Source organism: Polynucleobacter asymbioticus QLW-P1DMWA-1, from assembly GCF_000016345.1.
Lineage (GTDB): Bacteria > Pseudomonadota > Gammaproteobacteria > Burkholderiales > Burkholderiaceae > Polynucleobacter > Polynucleobacter asymbioticus.
Window position 1 is genome coordinate 1,817,602 of record NC_009379.1, and the last position, 24,857, is coordinate 1,842,458.

Below are 24,857 nucleotides of genomic sequence, written 5' to 3' on the forward strand. Positions count from 1 at the left end.
TGTTTATTTTGACTGTATGCCTGGAGTAGTAAGAACAGCAGGGCTCAGAATTTTATCTAGCGTTTCTTTATCCATTAACCCAAGTTCAAGAACCAAATCTGCCACTGAGCAATTTTCCTGCAGCGCTCGTTTGGCAATCATCGTGGCGTTCTCATAACCGAGATAAGGGTTTAAGGCAGTAGCAAGGCCTGCAGAGGTACGGACACGCTCAGCTAAAACCTCACGATTAGCGGTAATGCCAACTACACAATGATTTTTAAGCGTGTCACATCCTGCGGTTAAATGCTGAATACTCTTAAAAAGACTATGCGCAATGATCGGCTCAAAAGCATTTAGCTGCAGTTGACCGCCCTCAGCCGCCATCGTGATGGTCACATCATTACCAATCACTTCAAAGGCAATTTGATTAACTACCTCTGGAATCACTGGATTTACTTTTCCAGGCATGATGGATGAACCGGCAGCTCTAGCAGGCAATCGAATTTCATTGAGTCCAGCCTGAGGACCGCTAGATAGTAAACGCAGATCATTGCAGATCTTTGAGAGCTTTACCGCGATTCGCTTGAGGACACCAGAAAGTTGCACAAAAGCGCCACAATCCTGAGTTGCTTCAATCAGATTAGGAGAAGCAATGAGGTCAACACCAGAAATTTTTTGCAAATACTCTATGGCGCATTTGGAATAACGAACATCCGTATTAATACCCGTACCAATTGCAGTTGCCCCTAGATTAATTTCAGCAATTAAGGAAATAGCCTCGCTGAGACGGTCCTCATCCTCCTTAATCATCACTGCATAAGTGGAAAACTCTTGACCCAAAGTCATTGGCACCGCGTCCTGAAGCTGCGTCCTACCAATCTTTAAAACATCCTTGAATTCTTCAGCCTTATCAGCGAAAGCTTCTCGTAGCGATGCCATTGCTTTTAATAAGGTGGGAATAGCAAAACAAGTGGCTAGGCGTAATGAGGTTGGGTAAACGTCATTAGTACTTTGCGACATATTGACGTCATTGATTGGATGAAGTTTGGAATAATCCCCTTTTTCATATCCCAATATTTCTAATGCCCGATTTGCAATAACTTCATTTGCATTCATATTGGTGGAGGTTCCTGCACCACCCTGAATAACATCTACGACAAACTGATCGTGAAGCTCTCCAGATTCGATTTCATGACAAGCGGCAATAATAGCTTCCGCCTTCTTGGGATCTAAATGGCCTAACTCGAGATTAGCCTTAGCAGCAGCCTCCTTGACATACGCCAAAGCTTTTATGAGTTCAGCATAATCGCCAATGACCATGCCGGTGATTGGATAGTTTTCAATCGCCCTTAAAGTGTGGATACCCCAATAGGCATCGGCGGGCACCTCGGCATCCCCCAATAAGTCATGCTCTGGACGGCTTGATTTTGTCATACTTGTCTCCGTTAATATGACTTCAATTTATCACCAACTACGACATTTCAAAGAAAATATTCTTAAAAAATGGACTATGAGTCCTCCAGCTTTCGTTTAAGCAGGAATATCGCATTTAAAAAACTAAAGTATGCAGCCTCTTCAGATATAGGTACACCGCCATGAATAGCATGTGCATTAATTTCATCCAAGATTTTTCATAGATTTTGCCAAGTATTTTTTACCATTCTATCTCCATCAGTTTTGACTGCGCCCGATTTAGCCAATAAAAAAGCCACCCGCAGGTGGCTATTTACATCAACGATGTCTTATTTTCGAACATGGGCGTGACGGGCAGCATCTTGCGACATACCAGCGCCAGCACCTTCGCGAGACTCTTTTTCAGCGGTAATTTCTTTACGACGCTCTTTGCAAGAACCGGCAATCTCTTGCAATGCCTTACGGGCACGCGCAGCCGAAGCCTTAACGCCCTTAACTTGAAACTTTTCATTCTCAGCCTTATACGTTTCTAAAGCTTCTAATAATTTATCGTGATGAGACATATTTTCCTTTGGTTTGTAATTGATATTTTAAATTTCTTCTACTGGTGTGGCATCTGCTTTTGACGTCTTGCCTGGCAATGCTGGGGCATCAAAATCTAACTGCACTTTACCCTCCGCATCAATATCAACAGCGACATGACCGCCTTGTGCCAATTTACCAAAAAGCAGCTCATCAGCAAGCGCTTTACGCACTGTATCTTGAATAATACGTTGCATTGGGCGAGCACCCATTAATGGATCAAAACCATGCTTAGCAAGGTGAGCGCGCAAAGCAGCGCTAAAGGTAGCGTCCACTTTCTTCTCATGCAATTGCTCTTCAAGTTGCATTAAGAACTTATCAACAACACGCATGATGATGGTTTCATCCAAGGCCTTGAATGAAACAATGGCGTCTAGACGGTTGCGGAATTCTGGAGTGAAGAACTTCTTAATATCAGCCATTTCATCACCAGACTCTCGAGCATTGGTAAAGCCAATTGTCGACTTCTGCATCGCCTCAGCACCCGCATTGGTAGTCATGATGATGATGACATTCCGGAAATCTGTCTTGCGTCCGTTATTGTCTGTAAGAGTTCCGTGATCCATGACCTGCAACAGAATGTTGAAGATATCTGGATGGGCTTTTTCAATCTCATCCAACAACAACACGCAATGCGGCTTTTTATTTACTGCCTCAGTTAATAAGCCACCCTGATCAAAACCAACATAACCTGGAGGCGCACCGATCAGACGACTCACAGCATGACGCTCCATGTACTCAGACATATCAAAGCGCAAGAGTTCAATGCCTAAGATATAAGCGAGCTGCTTAGCCACCTCAGTCTTACCTACGCCAGTAGGTCCAGAGAAAAGGAAAGATCCAATTGGGCGATCAATTTTTCCAAGGCCTGCGCGCGTCATCTTAATGGCGCTAGCCAAAGCTTCAATGGCAGGATCTTGACCAAACACCACGCTCTTAATATCGCGATCCAGGGTTTGCAACTTACTGCGATCATCCACGGTGACAGATTGTGGCGGTATGCGAGCAATCTTGGCGACAATCTCTTCAATTTCTGGACGACCAATTGTTTTCTTCTGCTTTGACTTTGGCAAGATACGCTGTGCAGCACCAGCCTCATCAATGACATCGATTGCCTTATCAGGCAAATGGCGATCATTAATATAGCGTGAAGAAAGTTCAGCGGCGGCCACCAATGCAGCAGCAGCATATTTCACGCCGTGATGCTCTTCAAAGCGAGATTTAAGACCGCGCAAAATTTGTACTGTTTGATCTACCGTTGGCTCAACCACATCTACCTTTTGGAAGCGACGAGATAACGCAGCATCTTTTTCGAAGATACCGCGGTATTCAGTAAAGGTAGTGGCACCAATACATTTGAGTTGGCCATTAGACAACGCAGGCTTCAATAGATTGCTCGCATCCAGAGTGCCGCCAGAGGCAGCGCCAGCACCAATTAAGGTGTGGATCTCATCAATAAACAAAACACCGTGGGCATGATCTTTAAGGGATTTAAGAACACTTTTCAAACGCTGCTCAAAATCACCGCGATATTTAGTACCGGCCAATAAAGCGCCCATATCCAAAGAGTAGACGGTGGCATCAGCCAAGATGTCAGGCACATCACCTTTGACGATTCTCCATGCTAAGCCTTCAGCAATAGCAGTCTTTCCAACGCCAGCCTCACCAACCAACAGCGGATTGTTTTTGCGACGACGGCAAAGCACTTGAATTACGCGCTCTACTTCACTCTCGCGCCCAATGAGTGGATCAATTTTTCCTTGGCGAGCTAAGGCATTAAGGTTTTGCGTGTATTGGTCTAAGGGACTTTCTTTTCCGGAGGTCGCAGATTCTTCAGTCTCTTGAGATGACTCAACTGGTTTGACATGCTCAGACTGATCTTTGCGAACGCCATGACTAATAAAGTTCACTACATCCAAACGGGTCACGCCTTGCTGTTGCAAGAAATACACCGCGTGAGAATCTTTTTCTCCAAAGATCGCTACCAATACATTTGCACCGGTTACTTCTTTTTTTCCATTCGAGGTTGATTGCACGTGCATGATAGCGCGTTGAATCACCCTCTGAAATCCCAAGGTTGGCTGCGTATCGACTTCATCACTACCAGGAACCACTGGAGTATTGTCATTGATAAAGTTTTTTAATTGGGTACGAAGCTCAGCAATATTGACTGCACAAGCCTTGAGAACCTCAACGGCCGTTGCATTGTCAAGCAGTGCTGCTAGTAAATGCTCAACAGTAATGAACTCATGTCGTGATGCTCTCGCATCAACAAACGCCATGTGCAAACTCACTTCTAATTCTTGGGCGATCATGCTTCCTCCATAGTGCACTGTAGTGGGTGGCCCGCTTCGCGGGAGAGTTCTATAACTTGATGCACTTTCGTGGCAGCGACATCACGGGTAAATACCCCGCAAATACCTTTGCCAACTAAATGAACTTGCAACATGATGCGTGTAGCTGTTTCATGATCTTTATTAAAATACTCCTGAATGACCATCACAACAAATTCCATTGGCGTGTAATCGTCATTCAAAAGCAAAACCTTATACATAGAAGGGGCCTTAATCTGCTCGACTTGTTTTTCGAGAAGAATGGTGTCCTCAGCATAAGGATTGGCAGGGATGCCAGTAGTGGGATTTTTAGGTTTACGGCTCATGAGAAACATTCTAAACACAGATATCCAAACTTCATTTAACTAAGGTCTTGTTGCGAAAAACACGCAAAAATCCCTCTTTAACCCATATTGGGGCATTTTTCTGTAAAAAAAGGGGGTAATACTAGGGGGTATGTGCATATAACTCCTTGACACCCCTACAAAAAGGGCAAACAATCAGGGGTAGGCCTCAAGAGAGGTTCTATTTAGGCGTGTTGTGGAGCGAGACTGATTAAAAAGTATTTACCCTCATCACGGTTGTTTTAAGTTTATGTAATGGAGTTCGCATGGCGACCGGAATTGTTAAGTGGTTCAATGATGCAAAAGGTTTTGGCTTTATCAAACCTGATGATGGTGAAGAAGAGTTGTTCGCGCATTTCAGCGCAATTACTATGCCTGGGTTCAAAACCCTCAAGGAAAACCAAAAGGTAACGTTTGATATTACCCAAGGCCCTAAAGGCAAGCAAGCTACCAATATCCAAGCGGCTTAATAGTCCTTAGATCATTATGAGAAACTCAGGACTTGTTCCTGGGTTTTTTTTCGCCCGCAATTTGCTCAATTAAAATCTATCATATGCAAATATCTAAAACGCTTTTACGCACTCTCCTAGCCCTCCTATTTTTCATTACCTCGAGTTTGGTTTTTGCTCAGGTTAATGTGGGTTTGCCCACCATTGAATTAAAAACAGGGATCTATCGAATTCAGGCGGAGCTAGCTGATACGCCCAAAGCAAGAGAGGTGGGCCTCATGAATCGAACCAACATGCCAGCGAACTCAGGCATGTTGTTTGTATTCGAGCAAAAGGCTGGACATTGCTTTTGGATGAATAACACCAAAATTCCTCTTTCAATTGCATTCATTGCGGATGACGGAAGAATTGTGAACATTGATGAGATGCAGGCTGAAACTACCAATAACCACTGCCCTACAGCTGCAGTACGCTATGCCCTAGAGATGAATAAGCAATGGTTCTCAGAACGTGTGATCGTGCCTGGATCGGTGATTAGCGGTTTACCCAAGAGATAGGCACGAAGAGAGCTTCTCTCATTGGGCAATAAAAAAACGCAGACTGGAGTCTGCGTTTTTGCTTTAGAACTAGTGATACTTATTCAAAGTGGCAAACATAATGCACTGGTTGCTCAGCACGAATAATGAAGTAACCACCCTTTTCTACTTCCCAGTTTTGGCCAGCCCTGAACTCTTGCTCTGGAGCGCCATTGATACTGACAAAAGCAGTGCCATCGACAACTTCCATGATTTCTTTAGTACTTAGGTCAAAACGTAAGGTACTTGGCAACACAACGCCAACCGACTTACGTACGCCATTAGGCAATGTCACTGTATGTGAAACGCACTTGCCATCAAAAAATACATTGGCTTTTTTACCTACTGAAACGTGATCAAATTGCATCTGAGATTTCCTGTCTGAATGGGGTTTGAATTATTTCTGAGCGCGCTTACGCTTTGCTGTTTCAGCAATCCGCATACGCAAAGCATTGAGCTTAATGAAGCCACCTGCATCGGCTTGGTTATAAGCACCGCCATCATCATCAAAGGTCGCAATATTTTGATCAAACAAAGTATTGGCTGAATCACGTGAAATGACGGAGACAGAACCTTTGTAAAGTTTCAAACGCACAACGCCATTGACTGCTTGCTGGGTATGGTCAATGAGGGTTTGCAACGCAAGACGCTCTGGCGCCCACCACAGGCCGTTATAGATCAAGCTAGCGTAGCGCGGCATTAAGTCATCTTTTAAATGGGCGACTTCGCGGTCTAAGGTAATACTTTCGATGCCACGGTGCGCCTTCAAGAGAATCGTGCCGCCAGGGGTTTCGTAGCAACCACGGCTCTTCATGCCCACAAAACGGTTTTCTACCAAATCAAGGCGTCCAATGCCATGCTTGCCACCAATGCGATTTAACTCAGCTAATAACTCATGGGGTTTGTAGGCTTTGCCATCAATCGCCACAGGATCGCCTGCGCGGAACTCAATTTCAATAATTTCTGGGGCGTCAGGTGCCTTCTCAGGAGACACCGTCCAACGCCACATTGACTCTTCTGCTTCAGCATTGGGGTTTTCTAAATGACGGCCTTCATAACTGATATGCAAAAGGTTAGCATCCATTGAATAAGGCGAGCCACCTTGCTTATGTTTCATCTCGACTGGAATGCCGTGCTTTTCTGCATAGGCCATTAACTTCTCACGCGAGAGTAGATCCCATTCGCGCCAAGGGGCAATCACTTTAATTCCTGGCTCTAATGCGTAGTAGCCCAACTCAAAGCGAACCTGATCATTTCCCTTGCCTGTTGCGCCATGAGAAACAGCATCAGCACCGGTTAAGCGGGCGATCTCAATTTGACGCTTAGCAATTAATGGGCGTGCAATAGAGGTGCCCAACAGGTATTCACCTTCATAGATGGTGTTTGCGCGAAACATCGGGAATACAAAATCACGAACAAATTCTTCTCGCAAATCATCAATAAAAATGTTTTCTGGCTTGATGCCAAATTGCAGAGCCTTAGCGCGCGCCGGCTCCAACTCTTCACCCTGACCCAAGTCAGCGGTAAAGGTCACAATCTCACAACCATAGGTGTCTTGAAGCCACTTCAAGATCACGCTTGTATCTAAGCCACCGGAATACGCTAAGACTGCTTTTTTAATATCAGACATATTTTCTTATTCAATCCAAAAATTAACCAAAAAATTACTTAATCCAAACGGCCACAAAGTAAATATTCCATCAGGGCTTTTTGTACATGCAGACGATTTTCCGCCTCTTCCCAAACAATGCTTTGTGGACCATCAATAACGCCTGCGGAAACCTCTTCGCCGCGATGCGCTGGCAAGCAATGCATAAAGAGCGCATCAGGCTTAGCCAAAGACATCAACTCCTCATCAACCATCCAATCTTGGAACGCATTCATACGTAAAGTATTTTCATCCTCATATCCCATGCTGGTCCACACATCGGTTGTAACTAAGTCAGCACCTTTGCAGGCCTCTTTTGGATCTGAGCATATTGCGAGATATTTTGCGGATTTAGCTGTTAACCGCGAGGTGTCCAACTGATAACCTTCAGGTGCAGAGAAGCGCAATTGGAAATCCAAGCACTCAGCAGCCTGAAGCCATGTATAAGCCATGTTGTTGGCATCGCCCACCCAGGCTACTGTTTTTCCTTGAATAGGCCCCCGAGCCTCTACAAAAGTAAAAATATCAGCCAATACTTGGCAAGGGTGAAATTCATTCGTTAAACCATTAATCACGGGAACTCGAGAGTTGGCAGCAAAGCGCTCTATGATCTCTTGGCCGAAGGTACGAATCATGATGATGTCAGTCATCCGAGAAATCACTTGTGCAGCGTCCTCTACAGGCTCACCACGGCCTAACTGAGTGTCACGGGTGTTGAGGTATACCGCATGGCCGCCAAGCTGATGGATGCCCGCTTCAAAGCTTAGGCGAGTTCGGGTAGAGTGCTTTTCAAAAATCATCGCCAAGGTACGGTCATGCAATGGATGCCAAGTCTCGTAACTTTTGAATTTGGCCTTCAGCCAAGCTGATCTTTTTAGAAGGTAGTCGTATTCCTCGCGATTGAGGTCAGAAAACTGCAGATAGTGCTTCACCTGACCAGGCACTTGAGGCTTTGCCAGAGATGTCATAGTTGAGCTTTCTACTAAAGTTTTAGCTTGCATTTTTTTCTCAAAGCATTCGGCTGCACGAAAATAGGACCTAAAGCCGTTTTACGGTTACCTCAGGCTGTTAAGCTAGAGGGCTTAGTAATACTATTCTTACCAACATCATTACGCCAACTTGAACTACAAAAAGCTTTTTATTCAAGGCATTACAACTTCTGGCAAACCATTTCGGCCCAGTGATTGGGCGGAGCGTCTTTGCGGGGTAATGGCTACTTTTCGCCCTCCCGGTGATTCAGGAGACCCTCGCTTCACTTATTCGCCCTATGTCAGACCAGTGCTCATTGCAAAAGTGAAATGCGTTGTGATCGATACCAGGTTAGGTGATCTTGACCCTAGAGCGCTCGACTTTGTCGTGAACTTTGCCAAAGACAACAGTCTACCGATCGAAGAGGCATGCGAGTTTGAACCCAAACTCTGAACCTAGCCTTAAAAACAAAAACCCGCTCTGATCAGGAGCGGGCTTAGGTCGAAAATATTTTTCGACCAGCCTAAAACTATTGCTAAGTTACGCTGCCATCGCCTTAATAGCTGCAGACAAACGTGACTTTTGACGTGACGCAGTATTTTTGTGAGCGATCTTTTTGTCAGCGATCTTGTCAATTGTTGCTTGAGTTGCCGCGAATACTTTCGCTGCAGCTGCTTTATCACCAGTTTCGATTGCTTTACGAACTGCCTTAATGGAAGTGCGGAGCTTTGAACGCAAACTGGAGTTGTGCTCATTCTGTTTTACTGCCTGGCGTGCGCGCTTGCGTGCTTGTGCTGTATTAGCCATCTTTAAACCTTGCCTCTATAAATTGCAAATTGCGATTAGTTAAAAATCTCATGGACTTGCCAGATTTGTAAGCCGGCTCACCAAAACCCAAGATTTTACCTTAAAGGACCAAAAAAGCCCAGCCGTCCAATAAATAGGTGAAAATCGGCTCATGAACTTGCTTTCTGCCGCCGCCAAGGTTAGCTGCTTAACCATGCTTTCCCGCATTACGGGACTCCTACGGGAGACTCTGATTGCCCGTAGTTTCGGGGCTTCAGAGTGGACAGATGCCTTTAATGTAGCTTTTAGACTACCCAATTTACTGCGCCGTCTATTTGCTGAGGGGGCCTTTTCTCAGGCTTTTGTCCCGATTTTAGGTGAAATTGCCACAAATGAAGACCAAACTAAGGCTCAAACCCTCATTAATGCCGTCGCCACCCTCTTATTTTGGGCTTTGCTGCTCACGGTAGCACTAGGGGTTATTGGGGCCCCTCTGCTCATTTTGGTGATTGCTACGGGCTTTAGCGGTGGCCCGGCTTATGAAGCCAGCGTAGTCATGACCAGAATCATGTTCCCCTACATCGGTCTGATTTCGATGGTTTCGCTGTCGGCTGGAATTTTGAACACCTTCCATCGCTTTGCCATTCCGGCCTTTACTCCCGTTCTGCTAAATCTCGCCTTAATTACTAGCGCCATCTTTTTGGCGCCACATTTAGAGCAACCGATTTATGCACTAAGTATTGGCGTTCTCTTGGGCGGCGTTTTGCAGCTAGCCATTCAGGTTCCAGCGCTTTCTCGCCTAGGACTTTTGCCGCGCATCGGTTTACTACCTGATGCAATCAAGGCTGCCGCCGCGAACCCCGAGGCAAGACGCGTAATGAAACTGATGGGGCCAGCAGTGTTTGCAGTATCTGTTGCGCAAATCTCCCTCATCATTAATACGAATATTGCATCACGCTTACAGGCTGGGAGTGTCTCTTGGTTGTCCTATGCTGATCGCTTAATGGAGTTTCCAACTGCTTTACTCGGCGTTGCTTTGGGCACTGTCCTCTTACCAAGCCTAAGCAAAGCGAATGCTAAAAATGATTTAGAACATGCGGGTGAACTGTTGATCTGGGGTTTGCAGCTGACTTTCCTATTGGCTGCGCCCAGCGCGATGGCGCTCTTTTTATTTGGCGAGCCGCTGGCTGCAGTTCTGTATCACTATGGAAAATTCAATGCGCTTGATGTTTTGATGACTCAACGCGCTTTAGCAGCCTATGGCGTAGGGCTCATTGGTCTAATCTTAGTAAAGATTTTGGCGCCCGGTTTTTACTCGCGCCAAGATATTCGCACCCCAGTCAAAATTGGCTTACTGGTACTTGTTGCCACCCAGTTAGCCAACCTTGTTTTCGTCCCCTGGCTGGGACATGCTGGACTAGCCCTATCGGTAGGCACGGGTGCCTGCCTCAATGCAGCCCTTCTCTGGATTGGCCTCCATAGGCGCGGGGCACTACCTAGCTCCGCTTGGATGAAGTACCTAGGACAGTTATTTTTGGCCCTGATTCCGTTCTCCGCAGTACTTTTTTATGGCGCAAATCATTACAACTGGATCGCCCTTCAAGCTCAACCCTGGACGAGGATTGGCCTGGTTGCCTTGTTCTTAAGCGTGGCAGCCCTGGTTTACTTTAGCGCCCTGGCCGCCGTTGGAATTCGCTGGCAAAAATTCTTGCGTCATGCAAAATAGCTTGTATGCCAACACAACAACTCGACTACTTCACCTCCCTCGTCACTGAAGATGAACACTTCCCTTTAACGGAAGCTGCCATCGCAGTAGCGCAACACGCTTATCCGGATTTGGATGTGCAGGGCATATTGGATCACTTAGATGAGCTTGGCAACAAACTGAAATTGCGTGTGACGCCTGAAACTTCACCTATTCAGCGCTTACAAATTCTGAAGCATTTCTTTTATAACGAGTTAGGCTTTGGTCCTAACCCAAATGATTTTTATGCGCCCGAGAATTCTTATCTACATCAGGTTATAGAAAACCGTAGAGGTGTGCCAATTTCATTAGCCATTCTGATGATGGAGTTAGGCCAACAAATTGGTTTAAAAATTCGTGGTGTTTCATTCCCGAATCACTTCATGATGCGCATTTCTTTGCAACAGGGCGAAGTGATCATGGATCCATTAACTGGCGAATCTCTCTCTAAGCATGAGCTACAAGAAATGCTCGACCCCTACCTAGATGCTAAAGGGTATCGAGGTGAGCTCAGTCTTCCCTTAAACGTTTTCTTGCGAGCCTCTAGCCCTCGAGAGATACTGTCGCGTTTCCTAAGAAACCTCAAAATGATCTATTCCGAGCATGAGCGTTGGGAACGTCTGCTGGGAATTCAGGAGCGGATGGTAATTTTGCTCCCCGACTCGATTGAAGAAGTACGTGATCGTGGACTCATCTTTGCACAGCTTGAATACCTCCGTCCCGCATTAGCAGATATGCATCGCTATTTGAGCGAAGCTCCTGGAGCGGAAGATGCTAACGATATTCGCGAGCACATTGCCACTCTAGAGAGTCAAACTAAACTTCACTAGAGAATAAGTTAACTCAAATTGCTTGCGTTAACTTATTCTTACTTGCGTCGGAAAATTTTATATACAGCAGCGAGAATCACTGGCAAAGCTGCTGCACCCACACCAATCAAAACAATCACGTTGAGGTTTTGACGAATGATGGGAATGTTGCCAAAGAAATATCCGGCAACGACTAAGCTAAATACCCATAAAGCCGCACCAGTAATATTGAACAACTGAAAGCGTGAAAAATTCATTTCAGACACGCCCGCAATGAATGGTGCAAAGGTGCGAATAATTGGCAAAAAGCGTGCCAAGACGATAGTCTTGCCGCCATGTTTTTCATAAAACGCATGGGTCTTCAATAAGGCGCCCTGATCGATCCAGCGTGACTTACTGCTAAACACTCTCTTTCCAATCCAACGCCCGATGAAATAATTCACTGTATTGCCCATCACAGCTGCGATGAGTAGGCCAATGCAAAGCGTCCACATATTGAAATGCTCAGTAGCGCAATAAGCGCCCGCAATAAACAATAAGGAATCACCAGGCAAGAATGGAGCAACGACTAAACCAGTTTCTGCAAAAACAATGGCAAATAACAAGCCATAGGCCCAAGGACCATATTGCTGAATGACCACATCCAAATGTCGGTCAATGTGCAGCAGTAAATCACTTAATTGCAAAAGGGTATCAATCAACTTGCACTCCAAATATAGGTTTGTTGCGGATATTAACAGGCTCTTATAATCAGGTATGCAAACTGAACCCTACATTCAGCCTATGCAGTCACCAGACTTCAAGCCCATTCTTTGTATTGTTGGCCCTACTGGTGCAGGCAAAACCCATCTCGCCATGTCTCTTGCCGAGCATGCTCAATCTATTGGTTTAACTGTAGAGCTGATTAGTATGGATTCAGCGCTGGTTTATCGAGGCCTAAATATTGGAAGTGCTAAACCAAGCAAAGAAGAGCAAGCCACAGTAATCCACCATCTGATTGATATCTTGGAGCCCACTGAAGTCTATTCAGCTGCGCGATTTGCCAAAGATGCGAAACAACTCTGTGAAGACATTCGGAGCCGCGGAAATATTCCGGTGGTCGTGGGTGGAACAATGTTGTATTGGCGGGCATGGGCTCACGGACTCTCTTCTCTGCCACCAGCCAATACAGACATTCGGGCTCGCTTAGATGAAGAAGGGAAATCGCTTGGTTGGCCAGCGATGCATACCAAGCTCGCCCAGATTGACCCTGAAACAGCCGCACGTTTAAAGCCAAATGATTCCCAACGGGTACAGCGCGCCCTAGAGGTCTTTGAAATTACGGGCAAGCCAATGTCAGCCTTGTTAGCTGAATCGCCCAGCGAGGATGGTAGAGAAGGTTCTGTGATACCTCCCTGGATCAACCTGGTTTCTCTTGAACCGAGTGATCGTAAAAGACTGCATCTCAATTTAGAAAAACGTTTTGATGAAATGCTTGTTGGTGGGCTACTTGAGGAAGTGAAAACTTTAAAGGCAAATGTAGCTTTGCATGCCGATCTACCTGCGATTCGCTCGGTTGGGTACCGTCAAGTTTGGGAATATCTTGATGGGCAAACTGATTGGGAAGAGATGCGCTACAAGTCGCTAGCCGCTACAAGGCAGCTTGGCAAACGGCAACTCACCTGGTTACGTGCGATGACTGGCAGAAACACCTTTGACCCCTTCAACCCAAATGAGTTAAAGGCGGCCTTAGATTTTTGTAAGCGTAATTTAGTTTAAGACAACCAGCTTAGATAACAATAGTCTGCGGCGCGCCCTGAGGACGTTCAACAACCTCACCAACCGTCCACGCTTTTAAGCCTTGAGCAGTTAACGATTTGATAGCAGTGTCGGCTTGATCGGGGGCAACTATGACCACCATGCCAATACCGCAGTTAAATACGCGAACCATTTCTGCATCGGCAACGCCACCCTTCATCTGAAGCCAGCGGAAGAGTTCTGGCATTTGCCAGCTATCACGATGCAGTACAGCTTGAGTATTCTCAGGGAGTACGCGAGGAACGTTATCCACTAAACCACCACCGGTGATATGCGCCATTCCCTTGACATCGATTTCAGAGATGAGTTTTAAGAGTGGTTTGACATAAATTTCGGTCGGGGCCATCACCACATCACCTAATGAGCGGCCACCTAAATCATCGCTTGGCTTTGCACCCGCACGCTCAATAATTTTTCTCACTAAAGAGTAACCATTTGAATGTGCACCGCTAGACCCGATTGCCAAAACAAGATCGCCCGGAACAATCGTTTTCCCGGTAATGATTTTTGATTTCTCAACAGCGCCCACCGCAAAACCTGCCAAATCATATTCACCTGGTGGGTACATTCCAGGCATTTCTGCCGTCTCGCCACCAATCAACGCACAGCCTGAAAGCTCACACCCCTGAGCAATACCACCAACTACTGTTGCAGCAGTGTCTACGGTCAACTTGCCACAGGCAAAGTAATCCAAGAAAAAGAGGGGTTCGGCACCTTGGACCAAAATATCGTTCACGCTCATAGCCACCAAGTCCTGACCAATCGTATCGTGACGATTCCACTCGAAAGCAAGCCTTAATTTCGTTCCAACACCATCGGTACCCGAAACCAATACTGGCTCCTTATAACGCTTAGGAACCTCAAAAAGTGCCCCAAAGCCACCAATTCCAGCCAAAACACCTTCCCGCATGGTTTTTTTAGCCAAGGGCTTAATACGGTCAACTAAGTCATCCCCCGCATCAATATCAACACCGGCGTCACGGTAAGAAAGGCCTTGGGATGGGGAATTAGTAGAAGAGGTCATGTCTGGCTTGGAATATTAGTAAAAAATGCTACTAGGTCAGTAGAATCATTGAATTCTAGAGGATTACTCGTCATGGCCGAAATTTTTACCCCTTTTCTTGCTGCTTTCATCCTAGCTTATATCCTAAGGCCCGCTTTTCTTTGGCTTGAGAGGCGTCGGGTGCCTTCTCCGCTGGCTGCTGGCCTCAGTATCATTTTTGGCCTAGGCATCGTGGGCGCGATATTGAGCCTGTTTATTGGTCTACTCAAAACTGAAGTACCCATGATCAAAGAGCAGTTGCCAACCTGGATTGCGAACACTCAAGCATGGTTAGGACCTAAATTGGCCGACCTTCATATCAACATGGATTGGGGTCATCTCAAAACTCTTGCCTCTCAAAAAATATCTGAACACATTAGTGAGAACGCAGATGAGTTGATGAGTACCACTCTGGATACGGTCCTCATGTCTGGAAGTTCTGTCATTACTGGATTTGTAAATGCTGTACTAATTTTATTTGTGATGTTTTACCTGCTAATTGATTGGGCCCAGTTCTTTCAGTACATCAAAAATTTAGTACCGCCTCGCGCCCAAGAGACAATTCACCATCTAGCAATGCATACCGATGGACTACTTTCTCAGTATCTCAATGGGATGGTGATTGTTATCTCTATCATGTCTGCGTTTTATAGTATTGGCCTGAGCCTCATCGGACTCAAAGGTGCAGTTGCACTGGGCATCTTCACGGCACTCATGATTGTGATTCCCTACATTGGCATCACTATTGGGTTTACTCTAGCGATCATCTCTGCCTTACTTCAATTTGGACCGCAAAAAGAATTGGTTGCTGTGATGGGCTTGTATGGACTAGGCCAATTCCTGGAAGGCTTCATCCTTACACCCCGCTTGGTGGGCGAGCGTATTGGCCTGCATCCTGTAGTCGTTTTATTTGCCTTGTTGCTCTTTGGAAAACTCTTTGGATTTTTTGGAGTACTACTAGCTTTGCCGATTAGTGCAGTGAGCTTAGTAATGGTTCAATATCTTTGGTCGGTTTACACACAAAGCAATTGGTATAAAAAATAAATTTGTTGTAATGAATACATCCTCACTGCCGAAACAATTTGCGTTAGACCTCAGCCACTCGCCAAAAGCTAGTCTAGATAATTATTTATGTAGCAAAGATCTTGCGTTGTTATCGACTTTGCATGCGCTTTGTAAATCGTGGGGAGATGTTGCTAGTAAACAATCTACCAACCCCCTTAATCATCGATGGATTTATTGGTGGGGGCCAGAAGGTTCTGGGCGCACGCATTTACTAGATGCAATTGATAATGCTGCACAGAATGCTGGAATTGAATGCTTTTCCTTAAGCCCAAGTGAACCTACTGCTTGGGTACGACTAGAAGAAAAAATGTCTGCTCTTGCGCAAGCAGAGTCGCCATCGGTCATTACGGTGGACGATGTGGATCGCCTAGATGAGCGGTTAGTTGGCGCCTTATTTCGTATTCTGAATGGTGTTCAGGCCAGCAAAAATATTCATATTTTCATGGCCGGCAAAGCAGCGCCAGCCAACTTAGAGCTACGCGAAGACCTGAGAACCCGCCTGGGCTGGGGTTTGGTCTTTCAAACGCAGCTTTTAGACGATAGTGAGAAAATACAGGCTTTAGAGCAAGCGGCTAAAGCGAGAGGTCTCGTTTTATCGCCCGATGTATTGCCTTGGTTGCTAAATCGCTTTTATCGCGATATGCCCAATTTAATGGCCTTAATCGATGCTTTGGATGCTTATTCACTAGAAACAAAACGTGCTGTAACCTTGCCTCTTGTACGCGAGCTTTTGCAGCCAAAATAATTTACTTAATATTCCATTCGTGACCCAGTTAGCTCTTTTCGATTTAGACCATACTCTTCTACCCTGCGATAGTGATTACGAGTGGGGCCAATTTTTGGCTCGCATCGGTGTCGTCGATAGCGAATACTATGCTCGTCAAAACGAACGTTTTTATCAGGACTACAAAGAAGGTAAGCTCGATATTCATGAATTTTTACGTTTTGCTTTAAAGCCTCTCTCAGAGCATTCTCGAGAACAACTCAAAGAATGGCATGACGCATTTATGGATGAAGTAATCAATGGTCAATTGCGTGAACAAGCGCTAGATTTAGTAAAGCGCCACCAAGATGCAGGTGACTTATGTTGCGTCATCACAGCAACTAATAGCTTTGTCACGCGCCCCATCGTAGAAAGCTTTGGCATTGAACACCTCATTGCGACCGAGCCTGCCACCCAAGAAAATAATCCCTTAGCCAATTACACCGGCGAAGTTCAGGGCATCCCCAATTTTCGCGAAGGCAAGATTCAGAACCTTCAGGCTTGGCTAGCCAAGCAAAAATTAAATCTAGATACCTTACCGCGCAGTTATTTTTATTCCGACTCTATGAATGACTTGCCGCTGCTTGAGCAAGTAAGCCATCCAGTCGCCACCAATCCAGATGACCGGCTTCGCAATGAAGCGCGCCTACGCAACTGGCCTATTCTCGAGCTATTTGCATGATTACTAAATTTATTAAACGTATTTTGCGTCGTGACCCAATGGTCAAGCATTCGCAAACGCATGACTCAAGCGCTCCAAAACGCATCCAAAAAAAATCTCACCGCATTGATCCACACCTGCTTTCTAAAAACGCAGTTAAAGTCACTCATACCCTGCAACAGGCTGGCTATGAAGCCTTTATTGTTGGCGGCGCTGTGCGTGATCTCGTACTGGGTATTGAGCCAAAAGATTTTGATGTGGCCACCAATGCTACGCCTGAACAAGTCCAAAGATTATTTCGTAAAGCACGCTTGATTGGTCGTCGCTTTCAGATTGTGCACGTGACCTTTTTTGGTAAAGGTCATCCCGAGATTATTGAAGTTTCTACTTTTAGAGCCCTATTGGATAACGCCGGAGATCACGTAGCAGAAAGTGGTCGCATATTGCGCGATAACGTCTGGGGCTCGCAAGGTGAAGATGCTGCACGTCGCGATTTCACAATCAACGCAATGTATTACGACCCAAGTACTGAAACGGTATTGGACTATCACGGCGGTATGGCCGATATGCAAAAGAAAACTTTGCGCATGATTGGCGACCCAGCTAAACGCTATCGTGAAGATCCTATTCGCATGTTGCGCGCAATTCGCTTTGCTGCCAAAACGGGCTTTGCTTTAGATCCTAATACACGCAGCCCAATCGCCAAACTGGGCACGCTATTACATGACGTACCTTCAGCCAGACTTTTTGATGAGATTCTGAAGCTCCTGATGTCAGGCTATTCTTGGGCGGCTATTCAAGGCTTAAGAGATGCCGGCCTTCATCACGGCTTACTACCTCTGTTAGATCACATCCTGGACAGTGGGGCAGATTCCAAAGGGGCCAATGATTTTGTAAAACTGGCCTTGGCCAATACTGATCAGCGTATTCAGTCCGGCAAAAGCGTATCTGCAGGATTCTTATTTGCCACATTGCTATGGCCTGATCTACTAAAGAACTGGAAAGCCAATATAGCCAAAGGGATGTCTAATATTCCAGCCCTGCATGATGCAATGGACGACACCATCGCCACGCAAAGCGAGGGAATGACTATCCAGCGTCGCTTTGAGAGTGATATGCGAGAAATCTGGTCTATGCAGCCCCGTTTTGAGAAACGCGTGGGTCGCTACCCATATCGCCTGATTGAATCGCCACGATTTAGAGCGGGTTATGACTTCATGCTCTTGCGCTGTGCGACCGGAGAACAACATCCCGCGCTTGGCGAATGGTGGACAAGCTTTATTGCTGCCGATCCAGACGGGCAAGACGCCCTAATGCTAAGCGCTAAAAATGAGACAGGTAATCCAGCGGGCTCACCGGCTAAAAGGCGGAGACGAAGAAAGCCGAAATCGGCAGCGCCCTCAGAAGGTGCACCAAGCTAAGCAGACTTGAAGAAATTTCGGTAAAGTAGTTTTATCTTCAGTTTGGAAACCTATGGCACGGGCTTATATCGGATTTGGTGGCAATATCGGTGACACACGTCAGCTCATTACTGACGCGATTGTCTGCTTGGCTTTGCGCTCAGAATTACAAATCCTAGCTAAAAGTTGTTTTTATCAAAGCGCTCCAGTGGAGGCTACTGGCGGCGACTACATTAACGCTGTTATCGAAATTGATACTCAACTCTCACCTTACGGGTTATTACATGTCTGCCAATCGATCGAACAAGAGTTTGGCCGAGAGCGTCCTTATCTGAATGCACCGCGCACCCTAGATCTGGATATTTTGCATTTTGAAGGCATCAATCAAAATGAGACGCAGTTAACACTACCCCACCCAAGGATTATTGAGCGCTCCTTTGTGCTACTTCCTTTACTGGAGATTGCCCCTGATTTTTTCCTCCCCCATTTAGGCGAGCTCAAAGCCTATTTACCAAAAGTGGCGAACCAAAGAATCGAAAAACTACCCTGCCGTAACTGTAATTGCGGGGAAAAAGACGTTTATAGCCAAACGACGCATTAATTCATTAAACTCTCGCCATGGGTTACTTACAAGGCGAAAAGCCAATCACAATCACTAAGCTCCTCGCAATGCACGCTGAGGGTGAAAAGATTTCGATGCTCACCGCATACGATTCCACCATGTCTGCATTACTCAATCGTTGTGGAGTGGAAACTATCTTGATTGGCGATTCGCTTGGCAACGTCATTCAAGGTCACTCCAGTACTACGCCGGTTACTGTCGAGCAAATGGTTTATCACACAGAGTGTGTAGCGCGCGCTAATAGCCATGCATTTTTGATTTCTGACTTGCCATTTGCGAGTTATGGCGACCCCATCCAAGCATTAGATTCTGCCGCCTTACTCATGCGCGCTGGCGCTGATATGGTCAAGCTTGAAGGTGGTGGAGACTGGCAAGTAGACGTCATTCGATATTTAGTAGAGCGAAGTGTTCCCGTGTGTGCGCACTTAGGTTTACTACCTCAATCAGTTCATGTGCTCGGGGGATACAAAGTTCAAGGCAAATCAAAAGATACCGCCACCCTGATGCTTGAACAAGCACTTGCATGCCAAGAGGCCGGCGCTCAAATGACTGTTCTTGAAGCGATCCCATCTTCACTCGGTGAAAAAATCACCGCCGAACTTCATATTCCTACGATTGGCATTGGCGCTGGGCCAGACTGCTCTGGCCAGGTTCTAGTGCTGCAGGACATGCTGGGCATCAGCCCCGGTAAACCGCCGAAGTTTGTTAAAAACTTTATGGATGGCCACCACTCAGTCGAGGCAGCCATCAAGGCTTATGTGCGTGAAGTGAAAGCTGGTAAGTTTCCTAGCCCCGAATACGGCTTCGCAGGCTAGTTAATCTTTAACTAAAGAAACTCTTTACGCCATCAAACCAGCCTTTTTGTTGAGGGCTGTGTTTATCGCCTCCGGATTTCAAGCTCTCATCAAATTTGTGAAGTAGTTTTTTCTGCTCTTCAGTCAATTTCACTGGGGTCTCAACCATAACGTGCACAAATAGATCACCCACCATAGTCGAACGCAGACCTTTGATGCCTTTATTGCGCAAGCGGAAAGTCTTTCCAGTTTGAGTGCCCTCAGGAATTGGAAACTCCACACGTCCAGATAGAGTTGGCACTTCAATTTCACCACCAATAGTGGCAGTCGCGAATGAGATTGGCATCTGCACATGTAAATCGCTGCCATCACGCTCAAATACTTTATGTGGCTTAACACGCACCTCTACATAGAGGTCACCAGATGGTCCGCCATTGAGGCCTGGTTCACCATTACCCACTGAGCGCACGCGCATACCATCATCAATTCCAGCAGGGATTTTGATTTCAAGCGTTTTTTGTTCTTTATGTTTACCAGTGCCGTGACAGGTTTTGCATGGCTTTGGTATGTACTCACCAGTGCCGCGGCACTTAGGGCAAGTTTGCTGCATGGAGAAGAAACCTTGCTGCACGCGAACTTGACCGTGACCATCGCAAGTGGAGCATCTCTCAGCTTTGCTACCCGGCTCAGCACCACTGCCATGACACGGTTTGCAATTACTCCAGCTTGGCACACGAATTTGGGTTGTATAGCCTTCAGCCGCTTGCTCAAGGGAAATATCCATGTTGTAACGCAAGTCAGAACCTTTGTAGACTTGCGGGCCAGAATGACGGCCACCGCCACCTTGACCAAAAATATCGCCAAAGATATCTCCGAAGGCATCGGCAAAGCCACCGCCGCCACCAAATCCTCCACCGCCAAAGCCACCGCCCATAGAGGGATCAACGCCAGCATGGCCATATTGGTCATACGCAGCGCGCTTATTGGGATCAGTTAAAGTTTCGTAGGCTTCCTTGACTTCTTTAAATTGAGCTTCAGATGTTTTGCTATCTGGGTTGCGATCAGGATGATGCTTCATTGCCAACTTACGATAGGCTTTTTTAAGTTCTTCGTCGCTGGCACCTTTTGCTACACCAAGCACTTCATAAAAATCGCGTTTACTTTTAGGCACGGCCTATTCCTCTCAACAACCTGAATGACACAAGTCGGCACGAGGCCGACTTGTTATTTAAGTACATTAAAACTACGTTAATGAATGTCTGATTTCAGAGTTACTTCTTGTCATCAACCTCTTTGAAATCAGCGTCAACAACATCAGCATCAGGAGCTGCTTGCTGTGCGCCACCAGGAGCTGCACCAGGTGCGGCACCGCCAGATTTAGCTTGCTCAGCAGCCATGACCTTCTCGCCCAACTTCTGGCTAGCTTTACCCAAAGCTTCGGTCTTCGCTTCAATGGCCTCTTTATCGCTGCCCTTGATAGCTTCATCCAATTCCTTGAGAGCTGCTTCGATCGCTTCTTTTTCTGAAGCTTCTAAGCTAGCACCATGCTCTTCCAAAGCTTTCTTGGTTGAGTGAGCCAAGGCATCAGCGGTATTGCGTGCTGTTACCAGCTCAAGCGCTTTCTTATCTTCAGCAGCATTGGCTTCAGCATCTTTCACCATGCGTTGAATCTCTTCTTCAGTCAAACCAGAGTTTGCCTTGATGGTGATTTTGTTCTCTTTGCCAGTCGTTTTGTCTTTTGCGGTGACATGCAAAATACCGTTAGCATCAATATCAAAAGTCACTTCAATTTGTGGCATACCGCGTTGTGCAGGAGCGATACCTTCGAGGTTAAATTCACCAAGCAACTTGTTTGCAGCGGCCATCTCGCGTTCACCTTGGAAGCACTTAATAGTTACAGCAGGCTGGTTATCTTCCGCAGTAGAGTAAACCTGAGAATGCTTAGTAGGAATCGTCGTGTTCTTAGGAATCATCTTGGTCATGACGCCACCAAGAGTTTCGATACCCAATGACAAGGGGGTAACATCTAAGAGCAATACGTCTTTACGATCACCAGACAATACAGAACCCTGAATTGCAGCGCCAACAGCAACAGCTTCATCTGGGTTAACGTCTTTGCGCGGCTCTTTACCGAAAATTTCTTTTACCTTGTCCTGAACAGCAGGCATACGGGTTTGACCACCAACCAAGATCACGTCATCAATTTCAGAAACATTGACGCCGGCATCTTTGATGGCAGTTAAGCAAGGACCAGCGGTACGGTTGATCAATTCCTCTACCAAAGACTCCAACTTGGCACGAGTCAATTTCAAATTCAAGTGCTTAGGACCGCTAGCATCAGCTGTCACGTATGGCAAATTGATTTCCGTTTGCTGTGCAGAGGACAATTCAATCTTGGCTTTTTCAGCAGCATCTTTTAAACGCTGCAAGGCCAATACATCTTTACTCAAATCAACGCCCTGTTCTTTCTTGAACTCAGCAATGATCCAATCGATGATGCGTTGGTCAAAGTCTTCGCCACCCAAGAATGTATCGCCATTAGTGGAGAGCACTTCAAATTGCTTCTCACCGTCAACGTTAGCAATTTCAATGATAGAAACGTCGAATGTACCGCCGCCTAAGTCGTATACAGCGATCTTGCGATCCACTTTGTCTTGTTTATCCAAGCCGAACGCCAATGCAGCAGCGGTTGGCTCGTTGATGATGCGCTTAACATCCAAGCCAGCGATACGGCCAGCGTCTTTAGTAGCTTGACGTTGGCTGTCATTGAAGTAGGCAGGAACAGTAATCACGGCTTCTGTCACCTCTTCACCGAGATAGTCTTCAGCAGTTTTTTTCATCTTACGTAATATTTCTGCGGAAACTTGCTGGGGTGCCATTTTTCTATCACGCGCTTCAACCCAAGCATCGCCATTATCAGCAGCAATAATTGAATAAGGCATGAGGCCAATATCTTTTTGCACCTCTGGATCAGTAAATTTACGGCCCATCAAACGCTTGACTGCGTAAATTGTGTTTTTAGGATTTGTTACTGATTGACGCTTTGCAGGGGCGCCAACCAACACTTCGCCATCTTCAACGTAAGCGATGATTGATGGAGTTGTGCGACCGCCTTCGGCGTTCTCAACAACTTTAGGTGCATTGTTTTCAACGACTGAAACACATGAATTTGTGGTTCCTAAGTCAATTCCGATAATCTTTCCCATAATTGCTCCAAAAAATTAAGTTGTTTTGTTGTACTAATGAATATTTCGATACCCATTAAATGGGGTCTAAAAAGGGTAATTCAAGGGGCGAAATAGCAAAAAAGGCAGAAAAACTGCCTTTTTTATGCTTTTTTGGAGATTTAAGCCTTATTTAGGGGCGCTAACGGTCACTAAAGCAGGTCTGAGCACCCGATCTGCAACGGTATAGCCCCGCTGCAAGACTGAAACCACGGTATTGGGGTCTTGCTCAGAAGGAACCGAAGCAATGGCCTGGTGGTGGTGAGGATCAAATTTATCCCCTACCGCAGGATTAATTTCTGTCATGCGACCTTTTTCAAACGCAGATAGCAGTTGCTTTAAAGTAATCTCTAGACCCTCTTTGAAGGCTTTAGCGTCGCCAGCATCTGTACTTAATGCTGCATAAAGACTATCGGTCACTGGTACCAAGTGCTCTGCAAAACTTTCAATGGCAAACTTGTGCGCTTTTGCAATGTCCTCAACAGCCCGGCGGCGAATATTTTCACCCTCGGCTTTTGCGCGCAAAAAGTTATCCTGCAACTCACCAATCTGTTGATTGAGATCAGCTATCTCTTGTTCTGGAGTTTTGACAGCAGCCGGCTCAGAAGCAGCAGCTTCATTTACCTGAGGATCAGCAGCGACATCTTCTTGCTCTGGGGGTGGATTTTGATTTTCTTGTGTCATGGACGCTATTTTACTTTTCTTTAAAGATGGTTACTTAGCAATATGGGGTCAATCAATTCAATTTCAAGACTTTGTTCTCTCAACTAGCTCAGCCCTTTCATTGCGCTTGGCTAAATCAGATTCAGACTCTACTCCCAAGGGCCAACCATGGAGATGATCATGCGCAATATCGCTTAGAGCCTCTATCCACTGGGGGTTACTGTTTAAGCAGGGGATATAACGATAGTCCTTACCGCCATGCTCCAGAAAGGTTTCGCACGCTTCCATGGCGATCTCTTCGAGTGTTTCTAGGCAATCTGCTGGGAATCCAGGGCAAAAAATATCCATGCGCTGACAACCCTCTTTTGCTAATTTTTCAATGGTTGATGCAGTGTAGGGTTTGAGCCATTCCGCTTTACCAAAACGAGATTGGAAAGTAACAATGTATTGCCCAGGCTCTAAGCCAAGAGATTCACCAAGCAGGCGGCCTGTCTTTAAACATTCGCAGTGGTATGGATCACCCTTCATCAAATTGCGCTTAGGTAGGCCATGAAAAGACATCACAAAGCGATCACCCTTAGCAAAATCGGGCCGTCCATTTTTATCCCAACTGCTTAATACTTGATCACGTAGAGCGGCAATGTAAGCAGGGTTGTCGTGATAGTGCTTCACTAATCGCAACTCAGGTTGATCGCGCCAAGTACCCAAAACACGAAAGACTTCATCAAAGCTAGAGGCGGTGGTGGTTGCTGAATACTGGGGATACAAAGGCAAAACCAGTAAACGCTCCATCCCTTGTGCCTTAAGACCGTTGAGCGCCTCTTGGGTTGAGGGCTGACCATAGCGCATGGCTAAGTCCACCAAAACAGTGTGGCCTTGTTGGCTAAATTTCTCACCCAACTCTTTAGCTTGTAAACGAGAGTAGTGCATCAATGGTGAGCCTAGCTTAGGCAACCAAATAGAGGCGTACTTCTTGGCGGAGGCACCACTACGAATAGGTAAAATAATCCCATTCAAAATGCACCACCAAATAATGCGTGGAATTTCTACAACGCGCGGATCGGAAAGAAATTCTTTCAAGTAAGCTCTAACCGCCTTAGGTGTTGGTGCAGATGGTGTACCTAAATTCAACAACAGGATTGCAGTTTTACTAGTGCGTAAGTGGGGGTTTTGATTCAAGGTGATGTCTCTCGAG

Annotated in this window: 26 protein-coding genes; 12 read left to right on the forward strand and 14 right to left on the reverse strand. The window is 46.1% G+C overall.

All coding sequences use genetic code 11. From position 1 onward, the window contains the following. Nucleotides 1–3 precede the first annotated feature (3 nt). The 4 genes from PNUC_RS09075 to clpS form a co-directional block, all read right to left on the reverse strand. Nucleotides 4–1,413, reverse strand: a complete 1,410-nt coding sequence (locus PNUC_RS09075) for an aspartate ammonia-lyase (RefSeq protein WP_011903582.1) — start codon at nt 1,411–1,413, stop codon at nt 4–6. Between the two features lie 308 nt (nt 1,414–1,721). Next, nucleotides 1,722–1,955, reverse strand: a complete 234-nt coding sequence (locus PNUC_RS09080; RefSeq protein ID WP_011903583.1) for a hypothetical protein — start codon at nt 1,953–1,955, stop codon at nt 1,722–1,724. Nucleotides 1,956–1,982: 27 nt separating this feature from the next. Further along, nucleotides 1,983–4,289 (reverse strand): ATP-dependent Clp protease ATP-binding subunit ClpA, encoded by a 2,307-nt coding sequence (gene clpA / locus PNUC_RS09085; RefSeq protein ID WP_011903584.1) that lies wholly within the window; start codon nt 4,287–4,289, stop codon nt 1,983–1,985. Beyond that, nucleotides 4,286–4,642: an ATP-dependent Clp protease adapter ClpS gene (clpS, locus tag PNUC_RS09090; protein WP_011903585.1), complete on the reverse strand. Its 357-nt coding sequence runs from the start codon at nt 4,640–4,642 to the stop codon at nt 4,286–4,288. Before clpS ends, clpA begins: the two co-directional genes overlap by 4 nt. A 275-nt stretch (nt 4,643–4,917) precedes the next feature. Between clpS and PNUC_RS09095 the strand changes: the two genes are divergently transcribed. Continuing rightward, the gene (locus PNUC_RS09095) at nt 4,918–5,121 is read left to right on the forward strand and encodes a cold-shock protein (RefSeq protein ID WP_011903586.1); all 204 of its coding nucleotides are present in this window, start codon (nt 4,918–4,920) and stop codon (nt 5,119–5,121) included. Between the two features lie 83 nt (nt 5,122–5,204). After that, a complete protein-coding gene (locus PNUC_RS09100) occupies nt 5,205–5,657 on the forward strand; it encodes a DUF192 domain-containing protein (protein WP_011903587.1) in 453 nt (150 codons plus the stop codon). A gap of 79 nt (nt 5,658–5,736) precedes the next feature. Here PNUC_RS09100 and ppnP read toward each other — a convergent pair whose 3' ends face one another. From ppnP to argF, 3 genes are read right to left on the reverse strand one after another with little or no spacing between them, the layout of a single operon-like run. Further along, nucleotides 5,737–6,042, reverse strand: coding sequence for a pyrimidine/purine nucleoside phosphorylase (gene ppnP / locus PNUC_RS09105; protein ID WP_011903588.1), 306 nt, complete (start codon nt 6,040–6,042; stop codon nt 5,737–5,739). A 30-nt stretch (nt 6,043–6,072) separates the two neighbouring features. Further along, a complete protein-coding gene (locus PNUC_RS09110; protein ID WP_011903589.1) occupies nt 6,073–7,305 on the reverse strand; it encodes an argininosuccinate synthase in 1,233 nt (410 codons plus the stop codon). 38 nt (nt 7,306–7,343) lie between these two features. Next, entirely contained in the window at nt 7,344–8,291 is a 948-nt protein-coding gene (gene argF / locus PNUC_RS09115; RefSeq protein ID WP_143070082.1) for an ornithine carbamoyltransferase, read from the reverse strand. A gap of 151 nt (nt 8,292–8,442) precedes the next feature. On the opposite strand from argF, the gene PNUC_RS09120 reads away from it, so the two are divergent. Further along, nucleotides 8,443–8,745, forward strand: a complete 303-nt coding sequence (locus PNUC_RS09120) for a DUF3579 domain-containing protein (protein ID WP_011903591.1) — start codon at nt 8,443–8,445, stop codon at nt 8,743–8,745. A gap of 87 nt (nt 8,746–8,832) precedes the next feature. Here the strand turns inward: PNUC_RS09120 and rpsT are convergent, their stop codons facing one another. Beyond that, a complete protein-coding gene (gene rpsT / locus PNUC_RS09125; RefSeq protein WP_011903592.1) occupies nt 8,833–9,099 on the reverse strand; it encodes a 30S ribosomal protein S20 in 267 nt (88 codons plus the stop codon). A 151-nt stretch (nt 9,100–9,250) separates the two neighbouring features. Here rpsT and murJ point away from each other — a divergent pair, with 151 nt between their 5' ends. Both murJ and PNUC_RS09135 read left to right on the forward strand, forming a co-directional pair. Continuing rightward, on the forward strand, nt 9,251–10,804 hold the full coding sequence (murJ, locus tag PNUC_RS09130) for a murein biosynthesis integral membrane protein MurJ (RefSeq protein ID WP_011903593.1): 1,554 nt from the start codon (nt 9,251–9,253) through the stop codon (nt 10,802–10,804). Between the two features lie 5 nt (nt 10,805–10,809). Then, on the forward strand, nt 10,810–11,652 hold the full coding sequence (locus PNUC_RS09135; protein ID WP_011903594.1) for a SirB1 family protein: 843 nt from the start codon (nt 10,810–10,812) through the stop codon (nt 11,650–11,652). A gap of 38 nt (nt 11,653–11,690) precedes the next feature. Here the strand turns inward: PNUC_RS09135 and PNUC_RS09140 are convergent, their stop codons facing one another. Next, the gene (locus tag PNUC_RS09140; RefSeq protein ID WP_048812300.1) at nt 11,691–12,329 is read right to left on the reverse strand and encodes a VTT domain-containing protein; all 639 of its coding nucleotides are present in this window, start codon (nt 12,327–12,329) and stop codon (nt 11,691–11,693) included. Nucleotides 12,330–12,387: 58 nt separating this feature from the next. Here PNUC_RS09140 and miaA point away from each other — a divergent pair, with 58 nt between their 5' ends. Then, complete coding sequence (gene miaA, locus PNUC_RS09145) at nt 12,388–13,389, forward strand: tRNA (adenosine(37)-N6)-dimethylallyltransferase MiaA (RefSeq protein WP_011903596.1); 1,002 nt, start codon at nt 12,388–12,390, stop codon at nt 13,387–13,389. A 10-nt stretch (nt 13,390–13,399) separates the two neighbouring features. Here miaA and purM read toward each other — a convergent pair whose 3' ends face one another. Next, nucleotides 13,400–14,452 (reverse strand): phosphoribosylformylglycinamidine cyclo-ligase, encoded by a 1,053-nt coding sequence (gene purM, locus PNUC_RS09150; RefSeq protein ID WP_011903597.1) that lies wholly within the window; start codon nt 14,450–14,452, stop codon nt 13,400–13,402. A 72-nt stretch (nt 14,453–14,524) separates the two neighbouring features. Here purM and PNUC_RS09155 point away from each other — a divergent pair, with 72 nt between their 5' ends. Genes PNUC_RS09155 through panB form a run of 6 tightly spaced genes read left to right on the forward strand, consistent with a single transcriptional unit; the run spans nt 14,525 to nt 19,796 of the window. Next, nucleotides 14,525–15,514 carry an AI-2E family transporter gene (locus tag PNUC_RS09155; RefSeq protein WP_011903598.1) on the forward strand — a complete coding sequence of 330 codons (990 nt, stop codon included), beginning with the start codon at nt 14,525–14,527 and terminating at the stop codon, nt 15,512–15,514. Between the two features lie 10 nt (nt 15,515–15,524). Beyond that, nucleotides 15,525–16,280, forward strand: coding sequence for a DnaA regulatory inactivator Hda (gene hda, locus PNUC_RS09160; RefSeq protein ID WP_011903599.1), 756 nt, complete (start codon nt 15,525–15,527; stop codon nt 16,278–16,280). A 19-nt stretch (nt 16,281–16,299) separates the two neighbouring features. Then, entirely contained in the window at nt 16,300–16,980 is a 681-nt protein-coding gene (locus PNUC_RS09165) for a histidinol-phosphatase (RefSeq protein ID WP_011903600.1), read from the forward strand. Beyond that, nucleotides 16,977–18,380, forward strand: coding sequence for a polynucleotide adenylyltransferase PcnB (pcnB, locus tag PNUC_RS09170; protein WP_011903601.1), 1,404 nt, complete (start codon nt 16,977–16,979; stop codon nt 18,378–18,380). The genes PNUC_RS09165 and pcnB overlap by 4 nt, the downstream gene beginning before the upstream one ends. A gap of 52 nt (nt 18,381–18,432) precedes the next feature. Next, nucleotides 18,433–18,960 carry a 2-amino-4-hydroxy-6-hydroxymethyldihydropteridine diphosphokinase gene (gene folK, locus PNUC_RS09175; protein ID WP_011903602.1) on the forward strand — a complete coding sequence of 176 codons (528 nt, stop codon included), beginning with the start codon at nt 18,433–18,435 and terminating at the stop codon, nt 18,958–18,960. Nucleotides 18,961–18,977: 17 nt separating this feature from the next. Then, nucleotides 18,978–19,796 (forward strand): 3-methyl-2-oxobutanoate hydroxymethyltransferase, encoded by an 819-nt coding sequence (gene panB, locus PNUC_RS09180; protein WP_011903603.1) that lies wholly within the window; start codon nt 18,978–18,980, stop codon nt 19,794–19,796. 7 nt (nt 19,797–19,803) lie between these two features. On the opposite strand, the gene dnaJ is transcribed toward panB, so the two are convergent. The 4 genes from dnaJ to hemH form a co-directional block, all read right to left on the reverse strand. After that, complete coding sequence (gene dnaJ, locus PNUC_RS09185; RefSeq protein ID WP_011903604.1) at nt 19,804–20,946, reverse strand: molecular chaperone DnaJ; 1,143 nt, start codon at nt 20,944–20,946, stop codon at nt 19,804–19,806. A gap of 100 nt (nt 20,947–21,046) precedes the next feature. Beyond that, complete coding sequence (gene dnaK, locus PNUC_RS09190) at nt 21,047–22,981, reverse strand: molecular chaperone DnaK (RefSeq protein WP_011903605.1); 1,935 nt, start codon at nt 22,979–22,981, stop codon at nt 21,047–21,049. Between the two features lie 147 nt (nt 22,982–23,128). Beyond that, nucleotides 23,129–23,683 (reverse strand): nucleotide exchange factor GrpE, encoded by a 555-nt coding sequence (gene grpE / locus PNUC_RS09195; RefSeq protein WP_011903606.1) that lies wholly within the window; start codon nt 23,681–23,683, stop codon nt 23,129–23,131. 63 nt (nt 23,684–23,746) lie between these two features. Next, nucleotides 23,747–24,847 carry a ferrochelatase gene (gene hemH, locus PNUC_RS09200; RefSeq protein ID WP_048812157.1) on the reverse strand — a complete coding sequence of 367 codons (1,101 nt, stop codon included), beginning with the start codon at nt 24,845–24,847 and terminating at the stop codon, nt 23,747–23,749. Nucleotides 24,848–24,857 lie beyond the last annotated feature (10 nt).